This window comes from Microcoleus sp. B4-C2 (genome assembly GCF_036705265.1).
Lineage (GTDB): Bacteria > Cyanobacteriota > Cyanobacteriia > Cyanobacteriales > Microcoleaceae > Microcoleus.
Map to the genome: position 1 here is coordinate 14,588 of NZ_JAUBUB010000070.1, position 20,314 is coordinate 34,901.

At 45.3% G+C, this 20,314-nt stretch carries 17 protein-coding genes and 1 pseudogene; 10 read left to right on the forward strand and 8 right to left on the reverse strand.

Annotation, left to right across the window (positions count from 1 at the left end; all coding sequences use genetic code 11):
- Nucleotides 1-67 precede the first annotated feature (67 nt).
- Nucleotides 68-868: pseudogene (locus tag QUB20_RS28750) on the reverse strand (ISAzo13-like element transposase-related protein).
- Between the two features lie 728 nt (nucleotides 869-1,596).
- Between QUB20_RS28750 and QUB20_RS28755 the strand changes: the two are divergent.
- Complete coding sequence (locus tag QUB20_RS28755; protein ID WP_445299420.1) at nucleotides 1,597-1,932, forward strand: ISAs1 family transposase; 336 nt, start codon at nucleotides 1,597-1,599, stop codon at nucleotides 1,930-1,932.
- A 354-nt stretch (nucleotides 1,933-2,286) separates the two neighbouring features.
- On the opposite strand, the gene xseB is transcribed toward QUB20_RS28755, so the two are convergent.
- Nucleotides 2,287-2,514, reverse strand: a complete 228-nt coding sequence (xseB, locus tag QUB20_RS19505; protein WP_190740787.1) for an exodeoxyribonuclease VII small subunit — start codon at nucleotides 2,512-2,514, stop codon at nucleotides 2,287-2,289.
- On the reverse strand, nucleotides 2,511-3,680 hold the full coding sequence (gene xseA / locus QUB20_RS19510; RefSeq protein WP_333250078.1) for an exodeoxyribonuclease VII large subunit: 1,170 nt from the start codon (nucleotides 3,678-3,680) through the stop codon (nucleotides 2,511-2,513). Before xseA ends, xseB begins: the two co-directional genes overlap by 4 nt.
- Before the next feature lie 243 nt (nucleotides 3,681-3,923).
- Here xseA and QUB20_RS19515 point away from each other — a divergent pair, with 243 nt between their 5' ends.
- Nucleotides 3,924-4,658 (forward strand): hypothetical protein, encoded by a 735-nt coding sequence (locus QUB20_RS19515; protein WP_333291586.1) that lies wholly within the window; start codon nucleotides 3,924-3,926, stop codon nucleotides 4,656-4,658.
- On the opposite strand, the gene gmk is transcribed toward QUB20_RS19515, so the two are convergent.
- The 4 genes from gmk to QUB20_RS19535 all read right to left on the reverse strand — a co-directional run bounded on the left by gmk (nucleotide 4,655) and on the right by QUB20_RS19535 (nucleotide 9,375).
- Entirely contained in the window at nucleotides 4,655-5,224 is a 570-nt protein-coding gene (gene gmk / locus QUB20_RS19520; RefSeq protein ID WP_333250088.1) for a guanylate kinase, read from the reverse strand. The genes QUB20_RS19515 and gmk overlap by 4 nt on opposite strands.
- A gap of 78 nt (nucleotides 5,225-5,302) precedes the next feature.
- The gene (gene remA, locus QUB20_RS19525; RefSeq protein WP_006632566.1) at nucleotides 5,303-5,569 is read right to left on the reverse strand and encodes an extracellular matrix/biofilm regulator RemA; all 267 of its coding nucleotides are present in this window, start codon (nucleotides 5,567-5,569) and stop codon (nucleotides 5,303-5,305) included.
- An 861-nt stretch (nucleotides 5,570-6,430) separates the two neighbouring features.
- Nucleotides 6,431-7,969 (reverse strand): PAS domain S-box protein, encoded by a 1,539-nt coding sequence (locus tag QUB20_RS19530; protein ID WP_333250746.1) that lies wholly within the window; start codon nucleotides 7,967-7,969, stop codon nucleotides 6,431-6,433.
- Between the two features lie 212 nt (nucleotides 7,970-8,181).
- Nucleotides 8,182-9,375: a transposase gene (locus QUB20_RS19535; protein ID WP_333250748.1), complete on the reverse strand. Its 1,194-nt coding sequence runs from the start codon at nucleotides 9,373-9,375 to the stop codon at nucleotides 8,182-8,184.
- Between the two features lie 271 nt (nucleotides 9,376-9,646).
- Here QUB20_RS19535 and QUB20_RS19540 point away from each other — a divergent pair, with 271 nt between their 5' ends.
- The 7 genes from QUB20_RS19540 to QUB20_RS19570 all read left to right on the forward strand — a co-directional run bounded on the left by QUB20_RS19540 (nucleotide 9,647) and on the right by QUB20_RS19570 (nucleotide 18,394).
- Entirely contained in the window at nucleotides 9,647-10,297 is a 651-nt protein-coding gene (locus QUB20_RS19540) for a DUF3386 domain-containing protein (protein WP_333038699.1), read from the forward strand.
- Between the two features lie 661 nt (nucleotides 10,298-10,958).
- The gene (locus QUB20_RS19545) at nucleotides 10,959-11,195 is read left to right on the forward strand and encodes a NifU family protein (RefSeq protein ID WP_006632519.1); all 237 of its coding nucleotides are present in this window, start codon (nucleotides 10,959-10,961) and stop codon (nucleotides 11,193-11,195) included.
- Nucleotides 11,196-11,443: 248 nt separating this feature from the next.
- Nucleotides 11,444-13,690 carry a glycoside hydrolase gene (locus tag QUB20_RS19550; protein WP_333250750.1) on the forward strand — a complete coding sequence of 749 codons (2,247 nt, stop codon included), beginning with the start codon at nucleotides 11,444-11,446 and terminating at the stop codon, nucleotides 13,688-13,690.
- Between the two features lie 384 nt (nucleotides 13,691-14,074).
- A complete protein-coding gene (locus QUB20_RS19555) occupies nucleotides 14,075-16,636 on the forward strand; it encodes a PAS domain S-box protein (RefSeq protein ID WP_333250752.1) in 2,562 nt (853 codons plus the stop codon).
- 366 nt (nucleotides 16,637-17,002) lie between these two features.
- Entirely contained in the window at nucleotides 17,003-17,395 is a 393-nt protein-coding gene (locus QUB20_RS19560) for a response regulator (protein ID WP_333250754.1), read from the forward strand.
- A gap of 461 nt (nucleotides 17,396-17,856) precedes the next feature.
- Nucleotides 17,857-18,075 (forward strand): hypothetical protein, encoded by a 219-nt coding sequence (locus QUB20_RS19565; RefSeq protein WP_333223180.1) that lies wholly within the window; start codon nucleotides 17,857-17,859, stop codon nucleotides 18,073-18,075.
- Nucleotides 18,076-18,181: 106 nt separating this feature from the next.
- Nucleotides 18,182-18,394, forward strand: coding sequence for a hypothetical protein (locus QUB20_RS19570; protein WP_333291588.1), 213 nt, complete (start codon nucleotides 18,182-18,184; stop codon nucleotides 18,392-18,394).
- A 200-nt stretch (nucleotides 18,395-18,594) separates the two neighbouring features.
- Here QUB20_RS19570 and QUB20_RS19575 read toward each other — a convergent pair whose 3' ends face one another.
- Complete coding sequence (locus QUB20_RS19575; protein ID WP_096831166.1) at nucleotides 18,595-18,738, reverse strand: chlorophyll a/b-binding protein; 144 nt, start codon at nucleotides 18,736-18,738, stop codon at nucleotides 18,595-18,597.
- Between the two features lie 646 nt (nucleotides 18,739-19,384).
- On the opposite strand from QUB20_RS19575, the gene QUB20_RS19580 reads away from it, so the two are divergent.
- A complete protein-coding gene (locus QUB20_RS19580; protein WP_333250758.1) occupies nucleotides 19,385-20,146 on the forward strand; it encodes an NYN domain-containing protein in 762 nt (253 codons plus the stop codon).
- Nucleotides 20,147-20,314 lie beyond the last annotated feature (168 nt).

Here is a 20,314-nt window from a genome sequence, read left to right on the forward strand (position 1 = left end):
AAACAAATTTAAAGCCTAAACAGAGCATCGAACCTGCTAAGGAATGAAAAATAAATAATTTAATGAATTACTCAGGTTGGGGTACGGCTCGATAATTCCATTTGGGCAAATATTCGTCAAAAATAATTTGCATAGTATTTTTGAAGTTATCAGCTACCTTCCTACCAGTTTTATAAACTTTATTAAGGATATTTACAGCTACAGATAGTCCCGTTTTAGTGTGAGTTTTTTCGACGAGAGCTTTGACTAATTCTAAACTTGTAAAAATTACTCCTTGACAAGCCCTGGTAATATGAGGAAAAAGTCTATAGCGGTTCTTAAAAAAGTGAGGTATGCCCTATGCCCATGAGTACCTCATCTTTCTGAGAAAGGCTATATGTTTGAGCGGATTATATTTAGATATATAAGGAGGATAATGAGCAATTCTGATCTCTATTCCTATTTCATTAACTAATTTATGCAAATCTGATTTAAAAATATAATGATTAGCATTATTACTACCTCACCCATCACATTTTGCCAAGATAGAACTAGCGTTAGGGTAGGTAGCTTTACCATAATTATTCCACCATTTTTTTAAAGACTCACAGGCGAATTCACTGGTATCTTTACTATTTCTTAATGTTATATATCCTCGGTTTTGTTGAGAATCATAAACCCCATGTGGGCTCACTTTACCGTGACCTAAACTCCAAAAATCCCGATCGAAAGTAGTGACAGGTTCCTTTGTATAGAGAGTTCCTGGAGGATACAAATTTCCTAAAACTTTTTTCTTTTTGGTATCAAAACGGTTGGATAGGATTGCTGGCTTCTCTATACTCCGTATCCACTTTCGCAATATTTTAAAATTGAGCGTCACGATTTTCATTAATTACTATTATTTGTTTTTTGTTTTCGTTTCACATACCAATGATTTTTTAATAGTTTTGCCACTAAGGAATGAGAATTAAATAACTTACAATCCGTGATGGTTCTTGTGGGATGGGCGTCCTGCTCGTCCAGAAAGGGCGGGCTATAAGCCCAACCCCTACTCCCCACTTTCAAGAGTGTAAATTATTTAATTCGCGATCATAAGGGGAGACTAATGGTAAAACCTGCCGCTTGTATTGCAGAAGCTATTTCTTTATGGGTCAAATTAGTTTATTTGATTAACTCATTCATTGGGTTTCAGGCTGTGTGATTTTTTAAAATGTATAAAAATTCTGCATCAATGCCGATTTTAGTAGACAGAATACTTTTTCTTTCCCCTCCTCTCTTTCTGATCCTGGAACTATTCAGTGTCTCTGAGTCCATTTTTTCTAAATCTTCTATTACCTTGATGATAGTATTTCGACTGCATCCCAAAATTTGCATTACATAGCTAATTCCACCCCATCCTAATTTTTGAGCTTAAGAAAGCTGCATATCTTCTTTTATTTTTTTATGATAATGATGTATAAAATTTTTTAATTTTTGACTCAATTGAATTAGACTCAGACCGGGAGTTAAAAGTAAATTAGAATAGTTAAGTATAAAAATCAGTTGTGAGTATTTCTCTGTAGGATTGAAAATTGTCATCTCACACTTTTTTCATTATAACCGATAACTCATCAACTTATTTATTTTTCATTTCTAACTTCCTTAGATAGTGATGCTCAACTTTTAGGTCGAGTTCTCCGAAAACATTGGGGGATTGAAAATGAGGCTCATTGGGCTTTAGATTCTACCTTTGCTGAAGATGCCTGCCGGATTCGCTTTTTCCACAGTCCCCAGAATTTAGCTGTCCTGCGACGGCTCGCGCTCAATGCCTTCAATCGTGAACCGACTTACAAACGTAGTTTTAGACAAAAAATGAAAAGGGCAGCTATGGATAGTGATGATCTGATTCAAATTATTCGTTCTTGTTTTGCTGACAATATATTAGATTCTTTTGAGTCCTTTTGTCAAGGGTGATTGAGATGCTCTTACCCTGTATTAATTCGCGGCTTGGATGCTGCAAAAGTTACGGGCAATTTGTGTATTATCCGAGGGGAACAGCTTTTGGAGTATCAAGCAATATGGGAAGATGAATGTGACTAAAAAAATCAAATAAAGGAGTGATGCAAAGTAACCTGATTTTAAGGTAAAGAATGTCGATTGTGATTCTGCGTTTGGTAATAAGAAGGGGGGTAGGAAACCCGGATTGAGTATTATCAGTTTAACACTCCTCATAGCGAAGACTTTTGCGAGGAGACAGGGAATTAATTCCTTGTCTGGATTTCGGCAAAACGCGCTATTTTATCCACATTAATCAGAGTTTATCTCCGGTTAAAAATCGGGTTCCGCAGCCAAAAGCTCGATCGACAAATCCATCTGTTCCTTCCCCCGCGCCAAAAAGCTTTCGCACTGCTGCCAACACTCTACAGCCACCCCAAACTGCTCGAAAACCTCCTCTAGGGGCAACTCTCCCGATTCCACCCGATCGATAATCGCTTCAATTCGATCGACCGTTTCCTCATAATTCCAGTCAGACTGGCGCAACTGCGAATCAATCATAACTTGTCTTCCGCATCCAATACTTCTACAATCTTAACTTTCAGCACGCCCCGACTCAACCTCACAGTCAATTCCTCTCCCAATTCCAAACCGTCAGTTGTGCGGACGATCGTACCGTCACTTTGGATTACCGCCGCATAACCCCTTTGCAATACCGCCGCCGGATTCAGGGCGGATAACTTTTCTTGCAATACCTCCAGTTTACCAGTTGCCTGCCGCAAAGTTCGGGATGTCGCAGGCAAACGTTTTAATCGATTTTGTAACTGTTGCAAATGCTCTTCTTCTGCCTGAAATCTGGCCCGCACAGCACTTGCTAAATTGACCATTCGCTGCTTGTGTTCAAAGTAAATATCTGCTAAAATTGGTACAGCTTGAGCGGCCGCCGCAGTCGGAGTGTGGGCTCGTTTATCTGCTACTAAATCGGCGAGAGATTCGTCTCTTTCGTGCCCAATACCTGTAATAATTGGAATCGCACAATTGGCGATCGCCCTGACAACTCTCTCATCATTAAAACAAGCCAAATCTTCCGCAGAACCGCCGCCGCGCCCTAAAATGATCACATCCGCCCTACCGTCCAATTCTACGCGGGCGATCGCCCTAGCAATCGCAGCAGCAGCGAATTCCCCCTGCACTCCTGTCGGCGACAGCAACACCCGCAAACCCGGATATCTTTGGGCTAGAGTCCGCTGAATGTCTCCCCAAGCAGCGCCAGTATCGGATGTCACCACGGCCACAATTTGCGGGTGTGCCGGAATCGGGCGCTTTCGGGCGGGATCGAAGAAACCCTCCGCATCCAAGCGCGATCGCAATTGCTGCAACCGCAAAGCCTGCAATCCTTCCCCAGCCGGCAGCGATTGCACAACCGTCAACTGGTACTCGCCGCGATTTTTGTAAACCCGGATGCTTCCCAAAACCAGCAACTGTTCCCCTTTTGCGGGCATTTGCACCAATTTTTGCCGCTGAGAATTCCACACCACGCAGCGAATAGCAGCGCTTTTGTCGGTGTCGCAGAGAGTGAAAAAGCAGCCGCTGGGGTGGTGCGAAACGTTCGACACCTCGCCTGTCAGCCAAATTGATTGCAGGTTGCGATCGCCCTCCAACAAGTCTTGCAGGTAAGATGTTAGTCCAGCAACAGATAAAGCTGTATCGGGAAGAATTGAAGTCATCCAATTTTAGATTTTAGATTTTAGATATTAGATTTTAGATTTAGGCTACTATCAATGCTTCGGACAGTGTGTGATTGCCAAGCGTAAAATAAGGGTTTCAGGGCGATTGTGCAATCTCCTTCATAACGGAAAATCACGGATTTCAGAAGACAATCTAAAAATAGTCCGGACTATTGTACTATATCTAAGGTAATTTATTTGTAGGCTGAGCGGGCGATCGTAAATTTAACTGCAAACAAACTAATGATATCAGATACAATGACTTCGATTAATGTGCTGCGCCAAGAGGCTGCGGCCATCGGCATTACTGAGGAAGAAGCCAGAAAATATGGCGACCTCCGACATAAAAGAACTTGGTCTTTGGCGATCGAACATCACCTCTCAATGCAAGATTTTGCCGATCGCATAGAACAATCCTTCACAACTTCCGAACCCGATTCCTCCAGCGCACTCAACCACTCTCAGACTGAAGAGTCGAAAGACTATGGTATTCAGCTAACTGCGAACCTAGGCGAATCTAGAGTAACCAGGGAGAACCAAACAGCCTCTGTTGCTTCGCCACAACAGCAAGCAGTAGCAATCGGGCGATCGCACGGCAATTCCGACCACCGCAGCAACCAAAACCGAGGTTTTAAACAAGTAGTTCAAAATCATATTAAAGCATTAACAATCGCATCCGCCTCCCGCACAAACCTGCCCAATTCACAACTGGGAAATTGGGTTTGTCCTGAGTGTGGGCCGGAGGGCGAATTGGATTGTTACCTTTGCGCCGGAGAAGGCACTGTAGGGGACATTACAGCTATTGGCTGGACGCTAGCTTATATGGAAATGTTGGGCTGTTCTGCTCGCGAAATTGAACCGTTGAGAAAAATTTCTCCTTCACTTAATATTCTGGAATTGAATTTAAAAGTTTGTGTTGCAATCAAACAAAGTAGCGAAGTTTTAGCCAGGACGGAAAAATGGGTAATTAGTCATTAGTTACCTGAAAGCTCAACCAAATTAAGTATTGCTTCTAGCTTTTTCAAAGCAACTTCCAAATCGTCATTAATAACTTGAAAATCGAATTCTCCTGCAGCTTCAATTTCCTCTTTAGCCCGCACCAACCGACGGGCGATCGCAGTTTCAGAATCTTGACCCCGACTCCGCAGCCGCCGCTCCAATTCTTCCCAAGAAGGAGGTAAAATAAAAATTCGCAGCGCCTCTGGAAAATTATTCCTAATTTGCCTTGCCCCTTCCAGCTCAATTTCCAGGATTACCGATTTTCCCTCACCGATTCCATGTTTAAGACCAAAATAAGGAGTACCGTAAAAATTCCCGGCAAACTGGGCCCATTCCGCCAACTCTCCAGCCTCAACCATTTGTTCAAAGCGGCTGCGGCTGACAAAATAATAATGCTTTCCCTCAATTTCTCCCTCACGGGGCTCACGAGTTGTCACCGATACCGAAAGATACAATTCGGAATGGCGATTGAGGAGCGATCGTACTAAGGTGCCTTTCCCCACACCGCTAGGCCCCGTCAGAACAATTAATTTACCAGATTTCATTTTGAGAATAGAAACGTGTAACAATTTAAGTTTCTGCTTACTTTAGACCGTAAGCGCTCAAATTGCAACTGACAAACCTCAATCATCCCGACCTTGACCGTCTTTGCTGATCACAAAACGATTAGCAACAGTTTCCGGCTGAATCGCCGAGAGGATGACGTGACTCGAATCTGTAATAATTACCGCTCTCGTGCGGCGGCCGTAAGTTGCGTCAACCAGTTGTCCCCGCTCCCGTGCATCAGTAATAATCCGCTTAATTGGCGCTGACTCGGGACTGACAATGGCAATCACTCGATTAGCAGACACAATGTTACCAAAACCGATATTAATTAATTGAATATCCATGAAATTCTTAATTTGTAGGTGAACGATTGACTATCAATCCTTACTTTTGATCATATAATATACAAAGATTTTTTCTGACAATCCTCAAATTAATCCCAACTAAGTTTTTTATTCCCTACCTAAAAATTTTACCCTTTTGACGCCGAGTACCCCGTTCTTTATCAAAAATTTAAAAAAGACTCGCTGTTGTCGCTCTATCTTAAAGATTCAGTAAAAGCGTCGATTTTGAGTTGCAAATGATAGCATTAGCTGTATCGAGACAACATCCAGTAAATGTTGCGAAATATAAATTTAATTTCCCAGATAGCAATACTCCGGACAGTTTTTAAGGATCGCGAATTAAATAACTTACAATTTTAATTGTTATTGTGGGATGGGCGTCCCGCCCGTCATGAGTGGACGGGCGGGACGCCCATCCCACTTTCAAGAGTGGAAGTTATTTAATTCTCATTCCTTACTGGAGTAAGCGTAACAGCAAACTTTATGACAGCGAAACCTCTAAATCCTTAAAACGGCAAAACCATAAATGTGGGGAATATGGCTTAAAAATGCTAGGCGATGAAAGGGTTAATCTACATCATGTAGACGGCAACCATAGTAACTCGAAAATAAACAGCCTTCTAGCGGTTCACTCTCATCTATCACGATTATATTCACATGAGCAAAAGCGAAAGCTGAGAACATCGGGCTCTGTATGCGGAGAAATTCGCACGTACATATCTAAATGGGAGGGGCAGGGAATAATATCTCCCCTCCACCCAACCAATTCTCAAGTGCTTTTGTCAAGCATGATTGAGAGCCTCTTACCCTGCAATCATAAGATTGCACTTTCGCACTTTTAATGATTGTAACTTGAGATAATTACCCGCCACCCTTTTTTTTCGGTATTTTTGGAGGGCTGACATAGCGCGCCCAAAAAGGTTCTTCCATATCTTTCATCGCTGCTAGTTTTTGGCGCTCTTCCTCTATGCGCTTGCGTTCTGAAAGATTAGAAAATATGTTGATACTGCCGACAGTTTGGCCGCCCGCATCTCGCACAGGTGCGGCCCAAAGCCAAACATCGATCGAACTACCGTCTTTTTTCAACAAAGATATTTCCAAACCATTTTGCGGTTTGCCATTAGACGCAGACTTTAGCAGCGCGTAAAAATCTTGCTTTTGGCCTTCAGGAATATTCGGTAAAGGTTTCCCTAAAACCTCAGCCGCAGCCCAGCCAAAAAGTTGTTCGGCGGCGCGGTTCCAAACAACGGTATTGCCGTCATTGCTGGTACAGTTAATCGCCAGCGGCGCCGATGCTATCTGGGCTTGCAAAACTTGGTTAACGAGTTGCAGTTTCAATTCTACTTGCTTGCGATCGGTAATTTCCTGACAAGCGCCCCACAACCGGACAACCCGTTCAGCAGTTTTGTCCCACACCACTTGCCAGTAGTCCCGCACCCAGCGCACCTCGCCTTTTTGATTAATAATGCGATACTCATTAGCTCCAGTGCGGCTGAAAGTACAGCCTTCTAACTGTTTAATTAACATTTCCCTGTCGTCGGGATGAACGAGTTCGGAGTTCCACCAACCAAACGATTCTAATTCTTCAGGAACGCAACCGGTGCAGCGCTCAAAAGCTTCTGTCGCCCACTCGCAGGCGAACTTGCCATCGGGAAGTCCCTTAAAAGAATAGGCAAAATCCGAAGTAATTTGCGACATAACTCTGTAGTGCAGTTCCGACTCTCGGACTGCTATTTCGGCTTGCTTTCGTTCCCCTATTTCCCGCGAAGTAATTATAATTCCCTGCACGCTAGAATCGTAAAGCAAACTGTTACCTATTGACTCCATGTAGATCCAAGAACCGTCAGCATGGCGTTTCCGGTATTCGATTGCCCCCCCAATTCCGGGAGCTTCTAACAACTTACCAAAATACGTCTGCCAAGCTAGCAAATCGTCTGGATGGATTAACTCGCCGTGAAATTTGCCAATTCTATCTTCTGGGTTGTAGCCCAAAAGCCGCTGTAGAGAGCCGCTGTGGTATCTAACTCGCCCATCGGAGCCGACAATGCTAATTAGATCGGGAGAATTACGCAGCATAGCTTGCAGTTTGGCTTCACTTTTAGTTAAGGCTTGAGTGTCCCTGCGATGCTGGCTGATTTGTTTTTCCAACTGCTCCCGTAGCTGTCTGATTTGCCCTACTTGCTGGGCTACAGTGCGCTCCAATAGGCGATTGTTTTTTTCAATTTTAACCAGCTTTGCCGCGTTATTTGTGGCGCTTTCAAACAAGCGGCTGCCTGCAATTTCCTGTAGAGAATTTGATAAATCTTCCAAAGTCTTTGTGAAAATTGCCTGTTGCGGGTGTGGCAATTCCCTAGCTTGTTCCTGCAATGTTTCTAAGTGTTTGTAGACAGTTTCTAGCATTTTATTAAGGGGGGAATCTAATAGTTGCCGGCGGGTGCAACCCCTAAAAAGCGGACACAAGTTTTTTCAACATAACCCATAACTAAGACTGGTGTGTGGCGATCGACCCATCGCGCTCTCAATAACCAGGCATTTTGGGACTTTCTCTTCAAATCATAGCAACCGATAGAGAAATTGACACTCCCTTGCCTAAAGGCGCAGGGATTCTTGGATCATCCAGTCGATTTGCTCGTTGATGCTACCATCAGCGAGTAGAGATCGGTCTGTCCCCCAGCGTAAATTTCGGTGTGCCCCACCGTATTTAAATTGATTCCTGCCTGCTTCAATCCCTTTGCCAAAATGTTTTTTCCGGCATTATGGTCGCGATCTAACACCACACCACAACCACAAATATGGGTTCGAGTTGACAGAGTTTTTTTAACCAGGTTGCCACAGTGTGAACATTCCTGAGATGTGTACTGAGGAGCAACAGCAATAACTGTTTTGCCGTACACTTTTCCAAAGTATTCCAACCATTGAGCAAACTGTGACCACGCAGCATCGCTAATTGATTTAGCGAGTTTATGGTTCTTAACCATGTTCCGCACCTGAAGGTCTTCGTAGGCTACAAAATCGTTAGATTTCACCGCGCACAACGCCGTCTTAATGGCGAAGTCTTTACGCTGTCGACTGACCTTCAGGTGTTTTCTTCCTAACTTGTCGATCGCTTTTTTTCGATTTTTAGAACCTTTCTTTTTCCGAGAAACTCGCTTCTGCGATCTCTTCAGAGCTTTTTCGCTTTTGCGGAGATACCGAGGATTAGGAACTGTTTCGCCATCGCTATCAGTATAAAAATGGTTTAATCCGACATCTATTCCAATGGCTTTACCAGTGGAAATAGCTTCCTCTTTCCGTTCCACATTGATACAAAATTGAGCGTAGTATCCGTCGGCACGACGCACGACTCTGATTCGTTTAATCTCGTTTGGCGCGTAGAAATACAAATCCCGACTACCAACCAACTTGAACTTCCCAGCAGCGAAGCCGTCTTTAAATGTTAAACATCTTTTGTCGGCAGAAAGTGACCAACCCGATTGTTTGTACTCAACGGAACGAGTGTGTTTTTTGAACTGCGGGAATCCCTTTTTCCCTGGTTTCTTTGCTTTGCAATTAGCAAAAAAACGCCCTATAGCAAAAATGGCACGCTCCGCCGAAGCTTGACGTGCCGTCGAGTTAAGCTTGCCTGCCCATTCAAACTCTTTCGCCATAATGGCACACTGTTTGTATAGGTCTACCAGCTTAATTCCTTGATTGTCTATCCAATGTCTAAGAGTTTTGTTTCGGACAAATTGAGCCGTCCGAATCATTTCGTCCATGATCCGATATTGCTCCGCTTTGCCTTTCAACTTAAACTCTAATACTATCATGGGAATAGTTTATCATTATTTTTACTGCAACTTTTACCCACAAAATCTACCTATTTAACAATTATTTACAAATTGTAGAAATTAAAGCCGTCCTAGAAGGACGGGGCTTTAGACCCACTTTTGCGGTAAATTCTTGTTGCGCCCTAATTGCCAGCCCAGCCGCACCCCCAAGAAGTGATCGCCAGGAGTGCGGGTAACTCTCCTACCCAGTGAATGTAGGGCTTCTCGCGGTTAAGCTAAACTAGATGGGTGTCAAGAGAAAGAGGGATTTATGACAGAGCAAGCCAACGCTCGCGATTTGTTTCGCGCTGCTTACGAACACCGCTATACCTGGGATGCCAATTTTCCCGGTTACAGTGCCGATATTGAACTCAAACAGGGCGACGAAGTATATACGGGTCATGTTTCCATCAAACCCGACATGAGCGTGGAAGTCAGCGGCATTGAAGATGAGGAAGTGCAGCAAAGCGTCTACACCCAAATGCGCGATATTGTCACCCACCGCAAACGATCGACATTTGAAAAATCTCACGGCAAAAATAGCTTTACCCTGGGCGAGAAGGATAGCACCGACGCTGTGGACATCTTGGTACAAGGCGACTCAATGGGATCGAATTATAAAATCCGAGGTCTCTCAATTTGTCAAGTCAGCCGGGTGATGGGCCGCATGGCTTTCGTAATTGACACGCACAAAAGCTTAGAGACACCCGAAGGTTCTTTGGCTACCCACTACGATGCCGTTTTCCGCAACCCCCAAACAGACGAAATTATCAAAGAACTCGAATTTGAAGATACCTTTGAGAAGATAGGCGACTATTATGTCATGACCAAGCAAGTAGTTCGAGCCAAAGAAAAAGGTCAACTGACAACAACCGAGTTCAACTACTCTAACGTCAAACTGCTAGAACCAGCAGTAGTGTAGCGCGATCAAAAACCCGATTTCTTAAATAAAAGGGTTTTTTTGGTTAACGTATCAGAATCAACTTGATTTGGCGGCAAGTAACGCTACGATCGAACGAGAGAGCGAATTGGGATCGAGCATCAGCGTAAGGAACCCCACGCCTAAAGGCGGAGGCTTTTAAGACTGTCCGGCTCTTTGAGCGGGATTGAATCGAGAGCTTACCTTACCAGCCTAAGTCTTTACTGACTACGTTTTTTGAGTCACGACACCGGAGAATGCGAAGCTAGTTTTCCGCTCTGTCGCTAGTGGTTAAACATCTGTACAAGGGTTAAGGACGTGCTGCTAGCCTAACAAGCTCACTAAACATTGGCGAAGCTAACATTACCCCGCAAGGGAGTTTGAGGCAACCATACCTCACGCTTTGAGGCAACCATACCTCTCCAACCCCGAAAGGGGATTTTAATGCGACGGTCGTCGCTGCCGCTGTCCTCCCCATGCCTAAAGTCAGGGGCTTCTCGCTCGTTTTTCGGTGACAGAAACCGGGTTTGCTGCAGCCAGCTCATTTGAGTACGCAAGTCTTTTTTCAACAAGCCCGGTTTCTTAAATCTCGCGCGGTTGAGAATGCTGCCCTTGACTCAAATCGAACACAATCAACTGCAAGAAATCATCACAGAGGCGAAATATGACACTAGCACTAACCAGAGATAACGTCGAAACAGTTCTCGATGAAATGCGCCCCTACCTAATATCCGACGGTGGCAACGTCGAACTCGTAGAAATTGACGGCCCAGTGGTACACCTGAGACTGCAAGGAGCTTGCGGCTCTTGCCCGAGTTCCACAATGACTCTGAGAATGGGGATTGAACGTCGCCTGCGCGAGGCTATCCCAGAAATTGCCGAAGTCGAACAGGTAATGTAATTAGTCAGTTGGCAATTGGTAGTTGGCAATTGGTAGTTGGCAGTTGACGGTTGACGGTTGACTGTTACCAATTACCAGTTGACGGTTGACTGTTGGCAGTTGGCTGTTAACAGTTGGCTGTTACCAATTACCAGTTGACTGTTGACTGTTACCAATTACCCAATTTAATTGCCAATTACCAATTACCCAATTTAATTACCAATTACCAATTACCAATTACCAAATTCAATTACCAATTACTAAATTCAATGTCTCACCCCCTTTATGTAGCCTTCATTTGGCACCAACACCAACCGCTCTACAAATCCAGAGTATCCGCTAGCGCAGGAGCAGCTCAGTACCGACTGCCTTGGGTGCGCTTGCACGGAGTCAAAGACTACTTGGATTTAGTGCTCCTTTTGGCAAAATATCCCAAGCTTCATCAAACCGTAAACTTGGTTCCCTCCTTGATTTTGCAGATAGAAGACTGCATCGCAGATAAAGCATTAGACCCTTACTTGACGGTGACATTAAAGTCAGCAGAAATTTTAACCCTCCCAGAACAAGAGTTCATTTTAGAACACTTTTTTGACGCCAATTACCACACTCTGATTCAGCCACACCCCCGCTACGCTCAACTCTACACTCAGCGGCAGGAAAAAGGCATTCAGTGGTGTTTGGAAAACTGGAAATTGCAGGATTTTAGCGACTTGCTGGCATGGCACAATTTAGCTTGGATTGACCCGCTGTTTTGGGACGACCCGGAGATTGCAGGGTGGCTGAAACAAGGACAAAATTTTAGTTTGGTAGACAGAAAAAACATCTACTCAAAACAAAAAGAAATCCTCGCTCGCATCATCCCCCAGCACCGTAAAATGCAAGCTGAGGGACAGTTGGAAGTCTCCACAACCCCCTACACGCACCCGATTTTACCGCTGCTTGCTGACACTAATGGCGGCCGCATAGCTATTCCAAACATGACGCTGCCACAACACCGGTTTCAGTGGGAAGAAGATATTCCCCGACACCTGAGAAAAGCCTGGGAAATGTATGAAGACCGGTTTGATTGCCAACCGCGCGGTTTGTGGCCGTCGGAACAAGCAGTCAGCCCGGAAATTTTGCCCTACATTGCCAAACAAGGCTTTAAATGGATAGTCTCGGACGAAGCAGTATTGGGGTGGACAATTAAACACTTTTTCCACCGCGACGCGACAGGGAATGTCTACGAACCAGAATTCTTATATCGCCCTTACCGTTTAGAAACTCCTGACGGGGATTTAGCCATAGTATTTAGAGACCACAGATTGTCGGACTTGATCGGGTTTACCTACGGTTCGATGGAACCGGAAAAAGCAGCATCAGATTTAGTGGGACACTTAGAGGCGATCGGCAGAACTCTCAAAAACCGACAGTCCGAGGGTCAAACAGCTTTAGAAAATCCCTGGTTAGTTACGATCGCCCTAGACGGCGAAAATTGCTGGGAATTCTATCCCCAAGACGGCAAACCGTTCTTAGAATCCCTCTATCAAACTCTCAGCGACAATCCAGATATCAAATTAGTCACAGTCTCAGAATTTCTCGACAAATTCCCAGCAACCGAAACAATTCCCGCAGCCCAACTCCACACCGGTTCCTGGGTGGACGGTTCCCTTACAACTTGGATCGGCGATCCCGCGAAAAATCGCGCTTGGGACTTGTTAGAGCCCGCCAGACAAATGCTGGCAAACCATCCAGAGGCCACAGAAGAAAGCAACCCAGAAGCTTGGGAAGCGCTTTATGCGGCCGAAGGTTCCGACTGGTTCTGGTGGTTTGGCGAAGGCCACACGTCGAACCAAGATGCCATGTTCGACCAGCTATTTCGCGAACACGTAGCGGCGATTTACGACGCTCTCGGCGAGCCTGTACCCCCGGAAGTGCGGCGGCAAGTAGAGGTGCACGAGGTTCAAGGCGACCACCTGCCGCTGAGCTTTATTCACCCGGTGATTGACGGTATCGGCAACGAACAGGATTGGGACAAAGCCGGCCGGATTGAAGTTGGGGGAGCAAGGGGTACGATGCACCGGAGTTCGGCAATTCAGCGCCTTTGGTACGGGGTTGACCACTTGAATTTTTATATTCGCGCCGACTTCAAGGTAGGGGTGCGGCCGGGAATTGATTGCCCGCAGCAGTTAAATTTGTTCTGGTTTTATCCCGATCGCACGATGCACAACAGTCTGATTCCGCTGTCCGGTTTGCCTGACGAAGCACCGCTAAACTATAGATACCACCATCAGTTAGAGATTAATTTGCTGACGAAATCGATTTGGTTTCAGGAAGCAGAAGAGGGCGATCAGTGGCAGCCCCGCATTAGCCGCGCCCAAGTGGGAGTGGATAAATGTTTGGAGGTAGCAGTGCCCTGGGCGGATTTGCAGATTATGCCCGACTGGCAGGTGAGGCTGATTGCGGTTTTATCGGATGGGAGTCGTTACTCTAGCTGTATGCCGTTCGATTCTTTGATTCCGATCGGAATGCCGTAAAAAGTCATTAGTCATTAGTCCTTAGTCATTAGTCATTAGGCTGTAGGGGCGGGTTTCACGAGCAAAGTAGAACTGCTAACCCAAATAAATATAAACCCGCCCCCTGAATTAGTCATTAGTCATTAGTGATTAGTCATTAGTGATTTTTTGAACCAAAAAACAATTAAATAATTATCAAATTATATCAAATTGGGGATTCTACTCTGGCTACCTAATGCCTTGATCATTTCGGTCGCATCCGGTCGATCTAGAACTATAAAATATGTCTGTAATGAGGGATTCATCACTCATAAAAAAGAGGGATAAAGTCATCACTACAAACCTTATTGTAATAGTTGATTTACCGGAAATCATATCATTAGTCATGGGGAAATTAACAAACTAATGAGCCGCATTTTACTATTGGTCGATCGCCACCAACAACTTAATTTGCCGAGCGCCCACCTCAACACCGAGCATGAGGTGATTGTACTCGATCGCGCTTTAAATCCCAACTCCGAATTTCCCATTCCCCAAATCGCTTTTGACTTGTGCATTCTCGACGAGGCAAATTTCGATCGCATCGGGCCGCTGGTAGAATCATTAAAAACTGCCGCCGAACCGATATTTTTACCGTTCTTGCTGGTTAGTCAATCCCAAACGCCTGCTCTTTCTGAGCAGCCATTTTCGCAGCAGCCCAAACAACTCGAACGCAGAATAGACGATTTGATAGTAAGTCCCGTCGAACTCGCCCAACTGCATTGGCGGGTAGAGAATTTGTTGGCCCGCAGGCGGCAGTCGCTAGAAATCCACAGACTTCAGGAAATAATTAAAGAACGGACTTTTACAGAAAGTTTGTTAAAGGACTCGCTGCAAACGGCAAACGAAAACCTGCAACGGGAAATCGCCAAGCGGGCCGAGGTAGAAACTGCACTGCGAGAAAACTCCTATCTCAACTTGCTGATGAATGCCATGCCAGATATTGTCTGCTTCAAAGATGGCGAGGGCAGGTGGCAGGAGGCAAATCAAGCGATATTGGAAGTGTTCGAGCTAGAAAAAATAGACTACCGTGGCCTTAAAGATTCTCAGCTAGGAGAACTCAGCAGTTTTTACCGCGAGGCGTTACAGGCGTGCGAGGTGAGCGATCGAGAAGCGTGGGAAAAAGGTAAGCTTTCTAGGGGGGAAGAAATGATTCCCCGATCGGACGGTACTGTGAAAATCTACGACGTGATTAAAGTACCCGTATTTCACCCCGACGGCAGACGCAAAAGTATCGTGATTTTGGGCCGCGACATCACCGAATACAAGCAAGCTAGAGACGAACTCGTGCGCTTGGCGTCGATTGTCGAGTCTTCCGATGACGGTATAGTCAGCAAAACCCTCACCGGGACAATTCAGAGCTGGAACACAGGAGCAGAGAAGATTTATGGCTACTGTGCGGCGGAAATCAAGGGGAAGTCTATAGAGATTCTAGCCATACCCGAACGCCCCAAGGAAATGCCTCAAATATTGGAAAATATTAGAGCTGGAGCCACCATCGACCATTATGAAACCGTACACTTGCGGAAAGATGGCCAACAGATAGATGTCTCCCTCACGATTTCTCCGATTAAAGACGCGACTGGAGCGGTAACGGGCGTTTCGACAATCTCTCGCGACATCAGCGACAGCAAGCGAGTCGAAAAAGCCTTTGAACAACTCCGCCACCAAACAGAAATGATTTTGTTCTCCGCGGGAGAAGGAATTTGCGGGTTGAACAAACAGGGAAAAGTAACTTTTGTCAATCCTGCGGCGGTGAGAATGGCTGGGTGCGAATCGAAGCAATTGATCGATCGACCACTCTATGAAAGCTTACACCGTTCACAGCAAGAATGCTCAAGGGCGATCGAGCAACTGTCACCTGCAACAGACATGAATTCAGGCTCTGAACTTGTCCCCCACTGCGCCGCACAGCAGGCGGGCAAACTGCTGCCGAACCGGGTAAGTTCTCAAATTTTAGCCACCTTGGAAGACGGAGAGGCGCGGCGCGTCACCGATGAGATTTTTTGGCGGCGAGACGGCAGCAGTTTTCCGGTTGAGTACGTTGTCGCTCCGATGCGAGAACAAGGCGAAATTATTGGAGCTGTGGTGACTTTTAAAGATATTACGGAGCAGCTTGCCGTCGAGCGCATGAAAGATGAATTCATCTCTGTTGTCAGCCACGAACTGCGGACGCCGATGACCTCGATTCACGGCGCCCTCGGCCTCCTCAACAGCGGCCTGCTGGACGCTTACCCCCAGAAAGCTAAGCGGATGCTGGAGATTGCTGTCAGTAACACTGACCGTTTGGTGCGCTTGGTCAACGACATCCTAGATTTAGAGCGGATGGAGTCGAGTTACAGCACTGCCATCAAACAAACTTGCAATGTGGCTGAGCTGATGTTGCAGGCGGCTGACGAGATGCAGGGAATGGCTCAGCAGGCGGGAGTTACTCTGTCGGTGAAGCCTGTGGGGGCGCAATTGCAAGCTGTTCCCGATCGGCTAATTCAAGCCTTGACAAATTTACTCAGTAATGCTATTAAATTTTCTCCCTCCGGCGCTACGGTTTGGCTGAGCGGGGAGTTGACCCACAATCTGGATTTGGCAGAAAAAGCAGCGCACAAGTCGGTGTCGTCTCCGTCTTTGTTGTCTCCTGAGCCTGCCGCCGCGCCTCCGCATTTGCCAGTTCCGAACTCGTGGTACATCGTGATTGCTGTGAAAGACCAAGGGCGGGGTATTCCGCCAGACAAACTGGAGATGGTCTTTGAACGCTTTCAACAAGTTGATGCTTCTGATTCTCGCCAGAAAGGAGGTACTGGTTTGGGGCTGGCTATTTGTCGCAGTATCGTGGAGCAGCACGGGGGGCGGATGTGGGTGGAGAGCGTTGTGGGGGAGGGAAGCACTTTTTTCTTAAGTCTGCCACTTCTTGCGGGTGGGGCTGGCAACTGAAAGTTAATTTTTACGCAGGTGTACCCAAAGTTAATGATTTTGTGCAGATTGTTTGTCGATGACTCGATCAAACAATCTCAGCCTTTTCAGAAGTTTGGGGACTGCGGGCAAAAAGCACAATTTGAGGTCGAAAAGCGGCTTTTTTTGGGTGGGATATTGTACAGCAACCGCGCCAGACGCTTAGGATGTTCTTAGGTGAAACCCTGCCGCTCAATGGTAACTTCCTTGTTCCTTGTTCCTTGTTCCTTCAACATTTGCTATACAGTTTTGAAATTTTACTGTAAAGTCCGATTGGGTAAGATAATTTGCTTTACAAAATATTCACATTTAACCTCTAATCTATGATCAGTTCTCATTCATAAAAAAATGTTAATTTTGAATGCCAAGCGCATCTTGGTTATTGACGATGCGGAAGATATTCGGGAAGTAGCTCAAGTCAGTCTTGAGCTGGTGGGGGGCTGGGAAGTCCTGACAGCGAGTTCTGGCCGCGAGGGTGTTGCTAAGGCTCTTGCCGAACAGCCTGATGCGATTCTATTGGACGTGATGATGCCCGACCAAGACGGGCCTACTACTTTTATACAGTTACAAGCTAATAAGGCTACGCAGCACATTCCGGTAATTTTATTGACAGCTAAGGCTCTGGCTGGGGACAGGCGGATGTTCGCTGATTTGGGGGTGGTGAGCGTGATTGCTAAGCCTTTTGAACCGATGTTTTTGGCGGCTCAGGTCGCTGAGGCTTTGGGCTGGAAGCAAGAATAGATCGATCGCCCGCCTTGAATTGTGCAGCTTTTCAAGCAGTAGTTTTGCAGGCAAAGAGAGTTAAAAAAACTTGGTTTTTTGGTATGGTTCCTTAGATCCAATCGGGGCGATCGGGCAGGATATATGTAGCAATTTAGACCCCGCACCTTTGGTCTGGTCAGCTTAAGACTCAAAACCTCAGTCCGGTATCAGTTTCCACCCTATCGGTATTGGGGGGAAATTGATACCAATTAGGGATGCCTAAATCCCTATTGGTAGTGCGTCCATTTAACCGAATTCGGCCTCAGCCATGAACTCAGTATTCCTACTGATTTATCCGCAAAATATAAGCTGGCAGGATTATTTTACTTTTTGTAACAACTCCCTCGTCTTCATAAGTTCTTCAGGTTTTAGTTTTATGTTTAAGCAGAACGTCAGGGATCGCTCCTGACTGTTGGCAGACACATTGGGAGAAGACGATTATGCCCTCAGCTTACATTTTGCTACTAATAGTTTCTCTGGCAGCAGTCTGGATTTACTGGCAAACCTCTCAAGATATTTTTGTTCTTGTGGCTTGGGCCGGGCTGGGTTGTTTTATTTGGGGTTTCTCTTGGGCTCCTTGGAGCGTTCAGCTTTTGATTGTGGTGTTACTCTTGGGCCTCCAAAAGTGCTACTTGCGCGACGCCCAAAGCTGTGAGTGAAAGAAATTTTTTATTTTTGTGCCTGGAATTGAGATGTGCAGGCTTTCGTGAATCTCTCTAATGATTGGGTTATCGCTCCATATCTTCAAAAAAGGTTTAAAATATCATGAATAGTTGCCCTTGTTGCTCCTCTAAATTGCTCCGCCACGCTCGCCACAATCGCCTTTATTGGTTCTGCTCGCAGTGCTGGCAGGAAATGCCGGATCTGTCGGAGATGATTTCACGTAACAGCGTGGGGAATCACAAACGCGACGGTTTGGTGAAGGTTGCGACTTTGACTCCTAAATTGAGGATTTTTGATTCTGTAGAAATTGCTTAGTTTCCTGGAGTTAGTCTCGCGATAAATATTGAGACTGAAAAGATTTTTGTTTGTGCCCTCAGTGGGATTTTTGGATAAAAAATGCACTCATCCCCTTCCGCGTGAAGTCAAGGGGACTTATTAGCGGGGGGGGGATGAGTGCACTTGTGATGGGGTCGATCGCCCGACTGAATTTCAGCTATTGTATGCAGTTAAGCTGATTACATCAAACCGATTTGAGAGAGAATGCCTTGACCGGTGATGTATTCGGTAGCGAGGCCGATAACGAAGCCCAACATTGCCAAACGGCCGTTCCAGGTTTCAGCAAACTCAGTGAAGCCAACTTTTGCGTCTTTGTTTTCCACGACCATAAACCTCGTTTAATTTCAACCTTATGTAACTAAACTTAACACAGCAGTATAAAGTTTGCAACATATTTTTACATTTACTGTTCAAATGCCGGAGATCAGCGGGATGGGCCCGCAGGGAGAGGGGCTCGCGGGGGGAAGGTCGATCGGTGTCAGCTTGGCGAAAACCTTGGTGAGATGTCTAAGGATGTAAACAAATTATTTTGAGTTAATACTTGACATCCAATAATTAGAACGCTAGCCTAAAAGCAGAGCTAAAACAAAATATCGCATTCAAAATGAAGGAATGTTGATTGAGTCGTCTTAGCTACACGGTTTATAAAACTGGGGCAAGTTTCTAGCACCCCGTTGAGCGGAAAGTACGTCTAATGTCGTTTTAACAAGTTCATACAAGCTTGAGAAAATCAAAACATTATTGAGTTACATTTCCCTTCAGCGGGCTGCTACAAAGCTCGTTCCAGTTCTGTAAACCCTGTAGCTAAGACGCTAATCAAATCCCAACAAAATTACAGTGTTTTGTGGTAACAGATTGTCCTTTGCCGAGATGTTCATTTTTGAGCAAACCCACAGGCAACGTTCCATTAATACTAGATGCGCGATATGTCGAGGCTGTCCAGTCAACCTCTTTGTAGGACATAATCAAATGAAGGAGCAGTTGCAGGCTTTAGTTTCTATTTACATCGATCTTCAGAACGCAAACTCAATTAAACATCTAGGTAGTCAATTGCTAGAATTTGCCAAAGTTGAGGGGATCTTGATTGAGGCAAAAGTCTACTACAATTCACTCTGTCCCGATCAAGTCTCTGCAAAAAACAAGCTGCAAAGCCTTGGTTTTAAATGTATCGATGTTCCCTGTCCTCTAAAAAATAGTGCTGATAATCAATTGATGGTTCACTGTCTTAATGATATTTACAGCCATCGGCCTCCCGATACAGTTATCCTTGTATCAGGAGATGGGGACTTTGTAAACTTGGTTCGCAATTTAAAAGATCGTGGCAAAAAAGTTATAGTCTTTGCTCAGCGAGGTAATGTTAAACAAAAGCTGAAAGAACTTGTAGGTAGTGATTTTCACTTTCTTGATGAATTGCCTAGCTTGATAGTAGCCAAAACTCAGCAGCAAATAGAAAATGTTCAGTGTCATCTCACTTACAATGAGGCTGTTGAGTATTTGATCGAAGCTATCAAAACAGCATTAAGCAAAGGGAAGGGTACAGGATTAGGTTTTATTAACAACCTAATGTTGCAGCTTTTTCCCAAGTATCAGGGAGTAACTTTTGTCTGCCAACATCAGGGAAAAACATTTTCACGCTTTAGCGAGTTGGTTAAGGCTGCCGTGAAAGATGGAAAAATCCGATTGCAGGATCAGCAATTGTTTGTAATAGAAGCAGACAGATTATCTGCATAAAGTTGCACAGTCCGCCAGGGAATGAATTCCCTGTCTAATAGCTAAAGTCGGTTAAAACCGACTGAATTACCGTTAAAAAAACACCATTTTCAGTCCTCTTTAGAGCGTTCCACCGGCGTCGCACGCCGGTTATGAATAAAAGAAACAGTAAAGCTAGCCCAAAAGTTG